Here is a 12,099-nt window from a genome sequence, read left to right on the forward strand (position 1 = left end):
AGTAAATATTTTTCAGCAACATCACTCTGCCGGCCTGGCCGGGGGTTCGTCAGAAAGTTTGCCGCTGTGAAGGCCTTCTTTGGTGCCCTGCCAGCCGTCTTGCTGAATCACGTGCAGGTGCGCCCGATCCTCGTTAATCACCTCTGTCAGCATGGCGCTGTTACGCTTAAAGACGTCCGCCCGCTCGGCGGTCTTATCGTCGGTTGGCACCATCTCTTCAAGCATCTGCAGGTTAAAGCGACGGAAGTGATCGGCCCTTTCTCGTGCCTCGTATTTCCCTACGCCCAAACCTTCCAGCGCACGGCGGCCAATCTTCAGCGAGCTTTCAAACGTTTCACGTTCCGGCATCTCTACACCCGCCTGACGCAGGCGAATGTAGTGATTAATGTCGCGCGCCCTGGCAAGAATCTGCAGATGGGGGAAATGCTCTTTCGCCAGCTCCGTGAGCTGCATATTCGCTTCGGGATCGTCAATGGCGTTAATCAGCACTTCAGCGCCCGCTGCGCCGGCGGACTCAAGCAGGTCAACGCGGGTGGCATCACCATAAAACACTTTTGTACCGAATTTTCGCAGCGTTTCAATATGGTCTGGATCGTGATCCAGGATGACTACGTTCACGCCGCTGGTCAGCAGTAAACGACCTGCAATCTGCCCAAAGCGCCCGAAGCCGGCAATGATGACCCGAGGCTGCTCTTCATCAATCTCGTCGGCTTCTCCTGCCTGCTCGCTTCCCGTTTTCTCCAGCCGGTTCAGTAACACCAGCAGCAGAGGCGTCGCCGCCATCGAGAGCGCCACGGTAAGGGTCAGCGATTTAGACCAGCCGTCGTCCAGCACCTGCGCCATATGCGCCGCGCCGAAGATAACAAAGGCAAACTCACTTCCCTGCCCCAGCAAAGCGGCAAACCAGCGCCGCTGCCTGCGTGGCACCTTCAGCGGCTTAGCCACCAGCCAGAGCATCAGCGTTTTAATCATCAGGAAGCCGACCAGCAGGATGAGAATGCGTAGCGGATTTTCGAGTAACGTCCCGAAGTCGATGGACATCCCCACGCCGATAAAGAACAGCCCAAGCAGCAGGCCTTTAAACGGTTCGATATCGCTTTCCAGCGCGTGTCGATATTCGGAGCTGGCTAACAGCACTCCGGCCAGAAACGCCCCCATCGCCATCGACAATCCGGCCTCTTCTAACAGAAGGCCAAAGCCAAAGACCAGGAAAAGCGCAACGGCACTGAACACTTCACGCAGCCCGGAACGCGCCACAAACCGCAGCACTGGCCGGGTCACATAGCGGCCAAGCAGCACGACCAGGGCGAGCGCAGCAACCACCTTAAGCGCGGAAATTAAGAAGGTTGCAAAGGTCATCGTGCCGCCACTGCTGGCCAGCAGCGGGATCATTGCCACCAAAGGAATCGCGGCAATATCCTGGAACAGCAGCACCGCAAACGCGCTGCGCCCCATTGGCGTAACGGTCAGGTTACGCTCGTTCATTGCCTGCATAGCAATCGCGGTCGATGAGAGGGCAAGCGTCAGGCCGATAAGCAACGCTATCTTCCAGTCGAGCCCCATCACGATACAGAAAGCGCCCAGCGCCAGCCCGCAGCCCGCCATCTGGAGGAAACCGCCGCCAAACACCGAGGCACGAAGCGTCCATAACCGCTGCGGATCAAGCTCCAGCCCGATGACAAAGAGCATCAGCACCACGCCAATCTCGGCAAAATGCAGAATAGTTTCGGCATCCGTCACCAGCCGCAGCCCCCACGGCCCGATAATACAGCCGGCTATCAGGTAGCCAAGTACCGATCCCAGCCCGAGCCTTACGGCAATCGGCACGATAAGCGCGGCTGAACCGAGGTAAATAAGCGCCTGAATTAAGCTATGGCTATCCACGGCGAGCCTCCTGCCAGTCAATTAAGCGTTGCTTATAGTCGTCCGCCTGGCGGGCAAGCGTGAATTCGTCGCAAACAAAGGTAAAGTGAATGGCAAAACTCGGCAGCCAGTTCATGCCGCAGTAAAGCGCTGTCGCCTGCAATGGCTGGGCAAGAACGTCAAATCCGGGGTGGTCACCCAGCTCGAAATGCTTTTCGCTTCCGCCGGTTGTTACCGCCCAGATAACGTCTTTACCGTGCAGAGCGTTTCCGCCCTTACCGTATGCCCAGCCGTGTGAGAGGACTTTATCTATCCACAGTTTCATCAGCGGCGGCACGCTATACCACTGCATAGGATGCTGCCAGATAACCAAATCAGCGCGGCTCAACGCCTGCTGTTCAGCGGCAATATCAATGTTGAAGTCGGGATAAAGTTCGTAGAGGGAACGAATCTCTACCCCCGGCAGCGTTTTCGCCCGCTCAATCATTTGCCGGTTGGCGTGCGAATGCTGGGGATAGGGATGCGCATAAATTATAAGAATCATTGTTAAGCCTGTCTTCACTACTGCCTTTAATGACAGTGAGTTTAGTCAGTTAATCGACAGGCTAACAGTCAATATTGCTGAGCGTGTTGTTGGATATTTCTTAACTAGTTATCCAGCTCGCTCATCTCTTTCACCTGGTCACGGTTGATCTGCTCGGTTTTCCCCGTTTCGGCATTTTTGTAAGACACCAGGCCGGTATCTTTGTCTACCTGCGGTTTGCCATCGGTCACAATCGTTTTGCCATCGCTAGTTTTAACGGCCTGATTCGACGAGCAGCCTGCTACGGTCAGAAGCGTTACGGCAGCGAAAAGGGAAGCGAGTAAAGTATGTTTCTGCATGGTGTTCTCCCAGCGTGTTAGTCATTTTCAGTTGTGTGCAGGTTAACTGTAGACTATCTCGCTGAGGCCGAAGCAAAAACGGCCTCTTTTCAGAGGCCGTTGGCGTTGTTTTCGGAATATTCTTTCAGGCTGATGAGTATCAGCCCTTAATCTGCGCGTGCATTTCCTGCACCGAGATCACCTTCTCGGTGGCATCTGCGTTCAGCGCCATCGCCGTAGCGAAGCCGCCGTTCAGCGTGGTGTCGTAATGCACTTTGTACTGCAGCGCGCTGCGGCGAATCAGCTTGGAATCTTCAATCGCCTGGCGGCCCGCGGTGGTGTTGATGATGTAGGTGTATTCGCCATTCTTGATACGGTCCTGAATGTGCGGACGCCCTTCATGCACCTTGTTCACCAGGCGTGGATTGATGCCAGCTTCACCCAGAACAATCGCGGTACCGTGGGTAGCATCCAGCTCGAAGCCCTGTTTCAGCAGCTTAGCGGCCAGGTCTACTACGCGCTCTTTATCGCCCTCACGCACGGAGAGAAGCGCGCGGCCCGGCTTACGCATCGTGGACTGGCTGCCCAGCATCGCTTTAGAGAAAGCTTCAGCGAAGGTACGGCCCACGCCCATCACTTCGCCGGTAGAGCGCATTTCTGGCCCTAACAGCGGGTCAACGCCTGGGAATTTGTTGAACGGCAGCACCACTTCTTTCACCGAGTAGTACGGTGGAATGATTTCTTTGGTCACGCCCTGCTCAACCAGCGTTTTACCTGCCATGACGCGAGCGGCAACTTTCGCCAGCGGCACGCCCGTAGCTTTGGAAACAAACGGCACGGTACGCGCGGCACGCGGGTTAACTTCAATCAGGTAAACCTCGTTGTCCTTCACCGCAAACTGCACGTTCATCAGACCGCGCACCTGCAGCTCGAAGGCCAGCTTCTGCACCTGCTGGCGCATTACGTCCTGGATTTCCTGGCTCAAAGTGTAAGCCGGCAGAGAACACGCAGAGTCACCGGAGTGAACGCCCGCCTGCTCAATGTGTTCCATGATGCCGCCAATCAGTACGGTTTCACCGTCACAAATGGCGTCCACGTCCACTTCAACCGCGTCATCAAGGAAGCGGTCGAGCAACACCGGGGCGTCGTTAGAGACGCTAACCGCAGTCTGGAAGTAGCGGCGAAGGTCCGCTTCATCGTAGACGATTTCCATCGCACGGCCGCCCAGCACGTAAGAAGGACGAACCACCAGCGGGTAACCAATCTGCACGGCTTTCTCTACGGCCTGCTCAATGGCCGTCACGGTGGCGTTAGCAGGCTGCTTCAGCTTCAGGCGTTCAACGGCATGCTGGAAGCGCTCACGGTCTTCCGCACGGTCGATAGCATCCGGGCTGGTGCCGATAACCGGCACACCGGCCGCTTCCAGCGCACGAGCCAGCTTCAGCGGAGTCTGGCCGCCATACTGCACGATAACGCCCTTCGGTTTCTCAACGCGGACGATTTCAAGCACGTCTTCCAGAGTCACCGGCTCAAAGTAGAGGCGGTCGGAGGTGTCGTAGTCGGTGGAGACGGTTTCCGGGTTGCAGTTAACCATGATGGTTTCGTAACCATCTTCGCGCAGCGCCAGAGAGGCGTGTACGCAGCAATAGTCGAACTCAATGCCCTGGCCGATACGGTTTGGACCACCGCCCAGCACCATGATTTTATCGCGGTCGTTGTTCGGGTTAGCTTCGCACTCGTCTTCGTACGTGGAGTACATGTAAGCGGTGTCGGTAGCAAACTCTGCCGCACAGGTATCCACGCGCTTGTAGACAGGGTGCAAGTTATATTGCTCACGCAGTTTGCGAACTTCGGATTCACGAACGCCAGCCAGTTTCGCCAGACGCGCATCCGCAAAACCTTTGCGCTTCAGCATCCGCAGGAAGTCGTGGGTCAGGCCGGTGATACCAATTTCAGCCACCTGCTCTTCCAGGCGCACCAGCTCTTCAATCTGCACCAGGAACCAGCGATCGATGTTGGTCAGGTTGAACACGCCGTCTACGGACAGGCCCGCACGGAACGCGTCTGCCACATACCAGATACGCTCGGCGCCTGCGTCTTTCAGCTCGCGACGAATTTTGGTCAGCGCTTCCGGGTCATCCAGGCTGACTTTCGGGTCAAGGCCCATGGCACCAACTTCCAGGCCACGCAGCGCTTTCTGCAGGGACTCTTGCTGGGTACGGCCGATAGCCATGACTTCACCCACGGATTTCATCTGGGTGGTCAGGCGGTCGTTTGCGCCGGCAAATTTCTCGAAGTTAAAGCGAGGGATCTTGGTCACGACATAGTCGATGGACGGCTCGAAGGAAGCCGGAGTGCGGCCGCCGGTGATGTCGTTCATCAGCTCGTCGAGGGTATAACCTACCGCCAGCTTCGCGGCAACTTTTGCAATCGGGAAGCCCGTTGCTTTAGACGCCAGCGCGGAGGAACGGGACACGCGTGGGTTCATCTCGATGATGATCAGGCGGCCAGTCTTCGGGTTAACGGAGAACTGAACGTTTGAGCCCCCGGTTTCCACGCCGATCTCACGCAGCACCGCCATCGAGGCGTTACGCATGATTTGGTATTCTTTATCGGTCAGCGTTTGCGCTGGCGCCACGGTAATTGAGTCACCGGTATGAATGCCCATCGGGTCGAAGTTTTCGATAGAGCAGACGATGATGCAGTTGTCGTTTTTATCACGCACCACTTCCATCTCGTACTCTTTCCAGCCGATCAGCGATTCATCAATCAGCAGCTCTTTAGTTGGGGAGAGATCCAGGCCGCGCTCGCAAATCTCTTCAAATTCTTCGCGGTTATAGGCGATACCGCCGCCGGAGCCACCCATAGTAAAGGAGGGGCGGATGATGCACGGATAGCCCACGTCGGCCGCAACGGCCAGCGCTTCTTCCATATTATGTGCAATGCCGGAGCGCGCGGTGTCGAGGCCGATTTTTTTCATCGCGATGTCGAAGCGACGGCGATCTTCAGCCTTGTCGATAGCGTCTGCGGTGGCGCCGATCATGGTGACGCCGAACTCTTCCAGCACGCCCTGGCGCTCAAGCTCCAGCGCACAGTTCAGCGCGGTCTGGCCGCCCATGGTTGGCAGCACCGCGTCCGGGCGCTCTTTTTCGATGATTTTGCGCACCACTTCCCAGTGAATAGGCTCGATGTAGGTCGCATCAGCCATTTCCGGGTCGGTCATGATGGTTGCCGGGTTGGAGTTCACCAGAATAACGCGGTAACCCTCTTCACGCAGCGCTTTACAAGCCTGAGCACCAGAGTAGTCGAACTCACAGGCCTGGCCGATAACAATCGGGCCGGCACCGAGGATCAGGATGCTTTTTATATCTGTACGTTTTGGCATTTTATTTCGCTCCTGATTATTTAGCGGTGTTACGGTATTGCTCGATAAGTTCGATAAAGTGGTCGAACAGCGGCGCGGCATCGTGCGGCCCCGGGCTGGCTTCAGGGTGGCCCTGGAAGCTGAACGCGGCTTTATCGGTGCGATGGATGCCCTGAAGGGTGCCATCGAACAGAGATTTGTGCGTTACACGCAGGTTGGCAGGCAGCGTCGTCTCATCCACTGCAAAACCGTGGTTCTGGGCGGTGATCATCACGCAGTCTTTATCCAGGTCTTTCACCGGGTGGTTACCGCCGTGGTGACCAAACTTCATCTTCACGGTGTTAGCGCCGCTCGCCAGCGCCAGCAGCTGGTGGCCGAGGCAAATCCCAAAGACAGGAATGTCTGTCTCCAGGAAGGATTTGATTGCGCTAATGGCGTAGTCGCAAGGTGCCGGGTCGCCAGGGCCGTTAGAAAGGAAGATGCCATCCGGGTTCATCTTCAACACTTCTTCCGCCGGCGTTTGTGCCGGAACAACCGTCAGGCGGCAGCCTCTGTCGACTAACATGCGCAGAATATTGCGTTTTGCGCCGTAGTCATAAGCCACTACGTGGAAAGGTAAATCTTCTGCTTTTGCCGCTTCCGGCAGATTGCCTTCAAGGGTCCAGCTCCCCTGCTGCCAGGTGTAAGCTTCTTTGGTCGTCACTTCTTTGGCGAGGTCCATGCCGTTCAGGCCAGGGAACGCTTTCGCTTTTTCCAGCGCCAGGGCCGCGTCTACGTTATCGCCCGCGATAATGCAGCCGTTCTGAGCGCCTTTTTCACGCAGCAGGCGGGTCAGCTTGCGGGTATCGATATCGGCAATGGCCACAATGTTATGGCGCTTAAGGTAAGAAGAAAGGTCTTCGGTGCTTCTGAAGTTGCTGGCAATCAGCGGCAGGTCACGAATGACGAGGCCTTGCGCATGGACCTGGGAGGATTCTTCGTCGGCTTCATTGGTGCCGACATTGCCGATATGAGGATAAGTAAGAGTGACGATCTGGCGGGAGTAGGAAGGATCAGTGAGGATTTCTTGATAACCGGTCAATGAGGTATTGAAAACGACTTCACCCACTGCCGTACCCGATGCCCCAATGGCCCGACCGTGGAATTGGGTTCCGTCTTCCAGAACCAACAGCGCTGACTTAATCAAAACGTCCTCCAGGGAATAAACATTCAATTTATTCGCATATTAATTCAAAACTAACGGCTGAATCAAATGCAAAAAGCGTCTGCCCTACGGATTTTTGGCAAACGGCGGCATTCTAGAGACAAGCCGGTCGAAAGTCTACCTTAAGACGAAGTTTTTATGTCTATTTCGCCGCTCAGAGTAAAAATATCTGATTCGAGGGTCAAAATAACCAGCTAACCAGGGAAAAGTAATCGGTTGCCGGCTATGAATAGTGGAAAAGTGATGGGATAGCAGTGAAAAAGTAGACCAGATGGTCAAAATTAACATTACAACAACACAAAAAAGAGAGATAACCGCTAATTTTAAGCACAAATGAACACTTATAAATCAAGTAGCTTATAAAAACAAAAGGGTGATATAAATCACCCTAAAATCAATCAATTAAAAACAAACAACCACATTTATAAGGATAGGTTTAACTACAAATTATTGAGATCAAGCACGTCTCTCATATCAAAAATACCGTTCTTTTTACCTTTAAGCCACGAAGCGGAACGAACCGCGCCATTAGCAAAGGTCATGCGGCTTGAAGCCTTATGGGTAATCTCAACGCGCTCCCCAATATCTGCAAACATCGCGGTATGCTCCCCGACAATGTCACCCGCACGCACGGTAGCAAAACCAATTGTGCCAGGCACTCGCTCGCCGGTATGACCTTCCCGAGAGTAAACCGCGCAGTCTTTGAGATCTTTGTCCATCGCCTGGGCAATAGCCTCGCCCATTGCCAGCGCGGTGCCGGAGGGAGCGTCCACTTTGTAACGGTGATGCGCTTCGATGATTTCGATGTCGGTGTAATCGCCCATGACCCTGGCCGCTTTCTCCAGCAGCTTCAGCATCACGTTCACGCCCACGCTAAAGTTCGCCGCGAAGACAATCGGGATCTCACGCGCCGCATCGTTAATAGCCTGCTTGCCGGCATCATCAAAACCCGTCGTGCCGATAACCATGCCTTTGCCATGCTTGAGGCAAAATGCGAGGTGAGCCAGCGTCCCTTCCGGGCGGGTAAAATCAATAAAGACGTCGAAATCATTAGCTACCGCGTCCAGGCTATCGCTCACCAGCACGCCGGTTTTAGCCGCACCGGCCAGTTCACCCGCGTCGCTGCCGACCAGAGAAGATCCCGGGCGCTCAAGCGCAGCGCCAAGCTGGACGCCGTCCAGCTGCAGAGCCGCCTGAATTAACTGGCGCCCCATACGGCCGCCCGCTCCCGCGATGGCTACGCGAATCTGTGCATCATGCATATCATTACTCTTTGGTTAAATAATTCGTAGAAACGCTCTCAGGTTAACCAGCCCGCTGCCGGGCCGCCAGCCGAAAACACCCATAATTAGAATTTACTGTCATGGCCCGTCAGTTATCAATAACGGACATTAAAACCATTTAATTAATAAGGCTTAATTCTGACTAAAACCGCATGACTCGCGGACGATAAGCGTCGGCGGCAAAATAATTCTTTTTGCCGGCTCATCGTTTCCCTGAATTCGGCTATAAAGCAGCTCTCCTGCTTTGCGGCCAATCTCTTTAGCGGCGACAGAGACCGTGGTAAGCGCAGGCTGTACCAGCGATGCTTCGGTCACGTCATCGAACCCAACGAGCGCAAAATCTTTTCCGACAACACGCCCCATCTTGCGCAGCGTCTGCATCACGCCCAGGGCGACAATATCCTGGTAACACACCGCCGCAGTGATCTGCGGGAAACGGGTAAAAAGCCCTTCTGCGACTCTGGCGCCGTCACTTTGAGAGGCCTGCGAGGCCACAATCCATTCGCTTTCAGGCTGAATATTGTGTTCCAGCAGCTTGCTGGTATACCCGCCGATACGCTGTGCCCGGCTGGTAGAGCCGTTGCTCCCGCCGATAAAAGCAATATGCCTATGCCCGAGGCGTAACAAATGCTGAGTAGCCAACTGGGTTCCCAGGAAATTATCGGTACCAACGAAGTCGAAATCGACATCCTCAAAGGGACGAACCACCATAATCGCCGGGATGTTTCTTCTTCTCAGCGTTTCAAAGAACAGCGGCGGAGTCTCTCTCGCACCACAAAGCACCATGCCGCAGGCATTATTACGCATCAGAGAGTCGACAAATTTCTGCTGGCGTTCGCAGGACTCTTCGCTGTTTGCCAGAAAAAGCAGCAGATCGTGACGCTCCATCTCATGGCTTAGCCCGGCGGTCATTTCACCATAAAAAGGGTTGGTAATATCATGCAGTAGCAGCCCCACCTGATTACTGGTTCTGTTACGCAAATTGGCGGCGGTCTGGTTATACACATACCCCATCTCATCCAGCGTGAGTAATACCCGCTGCCGGGTGGCATCTGAAATACGCCCACGATTTCGTAGCACCATCGATACGGTTGCGGTTGAGACACCCGCCCGCTCAGCGACCTGAGCAAGAGTTACAGAAGTCATCGGCCCTCCTTGAAATCAATATCAGCAAAGATTAATCGAATAACCTGAAACTTGCATCTTTCTATGTGAAAGCCATCACAGATAGCCGGTAAAAATCCTCATCATTGCGAAAAATGGCGGGTTAATCATGTTTACCACTCTGTTCAAAAAAGGTTAATCGATTAATCTTATCTTAAATGAAAACAGGGAGCACTTATGAAACAGGCAGCGTATAACAAATTTCCTGAAGTCCAGGTTGCTGAGTATGCCGGCCACGCCTGCCAGGGCTGGGAGGCGATCGCCCAGGCGGTAAAGTCGACGCTTTCTCAAAGCGGAAAAACCGTGCTGGTGATCGATTGTTATCCAGGTGTACGCCTGGACGAGTTACGCCCACAGCTCATTGATGAGCTATGTCCGGCAAGAGTCATTAATGTCGAAGAGGCACGCCACAGCGAGCAGCATCTGCATGACCTGCTGGCCGGAAATCTGACCGACGATCGCGTTTTTGGCGTCCTCTCCTGCCACCAGCTTATCGAGTTTTTCGACGCTGAGAAGCTGACGCAGATGCAGCATGAAATAGAGGAAATGGATGCTGGCCTGGCGGTGGTTTATGGCTCCGGTGCCGCGCTGGTTCATGAAGGTGATGTGCTGGTGTATGCCGACCTGGCGCGCTGGGAGATCCAGCAGCGTTTCCGAAGCGGCGAGCTGGGCAACTGGGGAACGGAGAATCAGCAGGAAGATATACTGCGCCGCTACAAACGCGCCTTCTTTATTGAATGGCGCGTGTTCGACCGCCATAAAACGCCGTTGCTGAAACGCGCGAATTTTCTGTTGGATACCAATCAGAAGGATTCCCCAGCCCTGGTGACGGGCGAGGCACTGCGCCACGCGTTACAGCAAACAACCCGGCAGCCTTTCCGCGTCGTGCCCTTCTTCGACCCTGGAGTCTGGGGCGGACAGTGGATGAAGGAAAAATTCGATCTCGATCCCTCGAAGCCAAACTACGCATGGTGTTTTGACTGTGTGCCCGAGGAAAACAGCCTGTTACTGCGTATCGGTGACGTGCGGATCGAGATCCCCTCTCAGGATCTGGTGCTGCTCTACCCTCGCCCGCTGCTTGGCGAAAAAGTTCATGCTCGTTTTGGCGCAGAGTTCCCGATCCGCTTTGATTTTCTGGATACCGTCGGCGGTCAGAATCTCAGCTTCCAGGTTCATCCGCTGACCGAGTACATCCAACAGCATTTCGGCATGCATTACACCCAGGATGAAAGCTACTACCTGCTGGAAGCCGAGCCGGGAGCAGAGGTCTATCTGGGGACCAAAACTGGCATCAACCCGCAGGAGATGCTGGACGATCTTGCCGCCGCTCAGCGCGGTGAAAAGACCTTTGATGACGAGAAATTTGTTAATCGTTTCCCGGCGCACAAGCACGACCATTTCCTGATCCCTGCGGGTACCGTTCACTGTTCTGGCTCAGGCGCTATGGTGCTGGAAATCAGCGCCACGCCTTACATCTTCACCTTCAAACTGTGGGACTGGGGCCGACTGGGGCTGGATGGTTTACCGCGCCCCGTGCATCTGGAACACGGTGCTCAAGTTATCGACTGGCAGAGGGATACGCGCTGGGTCGAACAGCATCTGATAAACCATTTCGAGCCAATAGCCGAGGGAGATGGCTGGCACGAAGAACGAACCGGGCTTCATGAGCGTGAGTTTATTGAAACCCGGCGCCACTGGTTCAGCAAGCCGGTTACGCACCACACTCACGGTGGCGTGAACGTGCTTAATCTGGTGGAGGGCAGCGAAGCGGTGGTGGAAAGCCCAACTCACGCCTTTGAACCGTTTGTTGTTCATTATGCGGAAACATTCATCGTTCCGGCCGCCGTGGGCGAATACCGAATCTCACCTTATGGCGAGGGCGTCGGGCAGCAGCTCGCCACGATGAAAGCCTGGGTAAGGGGATAAATCATGATTAACGTCATTCTTGCAACACACGGTCCGCTGGCGGAGGCGATGCTGGCAACCGCACGCATGGTCTACGGCGAACTGCCGCACGTTTTTCCGGTTATGTTGAGCGAAACCAAGGGCATCAACGGCTTCCAGGATGAGTTTGCTGGCGTGCTTCAGCAAGCAAGCAAAGGTGCTGACGGCGTACTGGTGCTGTGCGATTTACAGAGCGGTACGCCGTGGAATGTTGCCTGCCATCATGCATTCGCTCCCTCAACGACACCGCCAATCGCGGTGCTGGGCGGCGTTAACTTCCCGATGCTGTTACTCAGCGACGAGCTAAAAACACTCACCGACGTAGAACAAGCCGCCGCCGTACTGCTTGAGCAAACGAAAGATGCGGTTGTTCAGGCTCGCCTGGTTGAAACCCAGCAATCTGATGATTTTTAAGG

General features: G+C 54.8%; 9 protein-coding genes. 2 read left to right on the plus strand and 7 right to left on the minus strand.

Translation table 11 applies throughout. From position 1 onward, the window contains the following. Positions 1-21: 21 nt before the first annotated feature. The 7 genes from kefC to HX778_RS12695 form a co-directional block, all read right to left on the minus strand. Positions 22-1,884: a glutathione-regulated potassium-efflux system protein KefC gene (gene kefC, locus HX778_RS12665; RefSeq protein ID WP_038475657.1), complete on the minus strand. Its 1,863-nt coding sequence runs from the start codon at positions 1,882-1,884 to the stop codon at positions 22-24. Beyond that, on the minus strand, positions 1,877-2,407 hold the full coding sequence (kefF, locus tag HX778_RS12670; RefSeq protein ID WP_038475659.1) for a glutathione-regulated potassium-efflux system oxidoreductase KefF: 531 nt from the start codon (positions 2,405-2,407) through the stop codon (positions 1,877-1,879). The genes kefC and kefF overlap by 8 nt, the downstream gene beginning before the upstream one ends. A gap of 104 nt (positions 2,408-2,511) precedes the next feature. Beyond that, entirely contained in the window at positions 2,512-2,745 is a 234-nt protein-coding gene (locus tag HX778_RS12675; RefSeq protein ID WP_038475661.1) for a YgdI/YgdR family lipoprotein, read from the minus strand. Between the two features lie 139 nt (positions 2,746-2,884). After that, positions 2,885-6,109 (minus strand): carbamoyl-phosphate synthase large subunit, encoded by a 3,225-nt coding sequence (gene carB / locus HX778_RS12680; RefSeq protein ID WP_176982190.1) that lies wholly within the window; start codon positions 6,107-6,109, stop codon positions 2,885-2,887. A 16-nt stretch (positions 6,110-6,125) separates the two neighbouring features. After that, entirely contained in the window at positions 6,126-7,274 is a 1,149-nt protein-coding gene (gene carA / locus HX778_RS12685; RefSeq protein ID WP_038475665.1) for a glutamine-hydrolyzing carbamoyl-phosphate synthase small subunit, read from the minus strand. Between the two features lie 458 nt (positions 7,275-7,732). Next, positions 7,733-8,554: a 4-hydroxy-tetrahydrodipicolinate reductase gene (gene dapB, locus HX778_RS12690; protein WP_038475667.1), complete on the minus strand. Its 822-nt coding sequence runs from the start codon at positions 8,552-8,554 to the stop codon at positions 7,733-7,735. A 153-nt stretch (positions 8,555-8,707) separates the two neighbouring features. Next, the gene (locus HX778_RS12695) at positions 8,708-9,721 is read right to left on the minus strand and encodes a LacI family DNA-binding transcriptional regulator (RefSeq protein ID WP_176982191.1); all 1,014 of its coding nucleotides are present in this window, start codon (positions 9,719-9,721) and stop codon (positions 8,708-8,710) included. Positions 9,722-9,916: 195 nt separating this feature from the next. Between HX778_RS12695 and HX778_RS12700 the strand changes: the two genes are divergently transcribed. Together HX778_RS12700 and HX778_RS12705 are read left to right on the plus strand one after the other, a co-directional pair. Beyond that, positions 9,917-11,665, plus strand: a complete 1,749-nt coding sequence (locus tag HX778_RS12700; protein WP_176982192.1) for a class I mannose-6-phosphate isomerase — start codon at positions 9,917-9,919, stop codon at positions 11,663-11,665. A gap of 3 nt (positions 11,666-11,668) precedes the next feature. Continuing rightward, complete coding sequence (locus HX778_RS12705) at positions 11,669-12,097, plus strand: PTS sugar transporter subunit IIA (RefSeq protein ID WP_176982193.1); 429 nt, start codon at positions 11,669-11,671, stop codon at positions 12,095-12,097. Positions 12,098-12,099 lie beyond the last annotated feature (2 nt).

Origin of the sequence: Cedecea sp. P7760 (assembly GCF_013386425.1) — a bacterium.
Lineage (GTDB): Bacteria > Pseudomonadota > Gammaproteobacteria > Enterobacterales > Enterobacteriaceae > Cedecea > Cedecea selenatireducens.

Bases quoted from the DNA above. Each gene is read 5' to 3' on its own strand.
- HX778_RS12695 (WP_176982191.1), bottom strand. From the start codon at position 9,721: ATGACTTCTGTAACTCTTGCTCAGGTCGCTGAGCGGGCGGGTGTCTCA.
- HX778_RS12700 (WP_176982192.1), top strand. From the start codon at position 9,917: ATGAAACAGGCAGCGTATAACAAATTTCCTGAAGTCCAGGTTGCTGAG.
- HX778_RS12705 (WP_176982193.1), top strand. From the start codon at position 11,669: ATGATTAACGTCATTCTTGCAACACACGGTCCGCTGGCGGAGGCGATG.
- carB (WP_176982190.1), bottom strand. From the start codon at position 6,109: ATGCCAAAACGTACAGATATAAAAAGCATCCTGATCCTCGGTGCCGGC.
- kefF (WP_038475659.1), bottom strand. From the start codon at position 2,407: ATGATTCTTATAATTTATGCGCATCCCTATCCCCAGCATTCGCACGCC.
- dapB (WP_038475667.1), bottom strand. From the start codon at position 8,554: ATGCATGATGCACAGATTCGCGTAGCCATCGCGGGAGCGGGCGGCCGT.
- HX778_RS12675 (WP_038475661.1), bottom strand. From the start codon at position 2,745: ATGCAGAAACATACTTTACTCGCTTCCCTTTTCGCTGCCGTAACGCTT.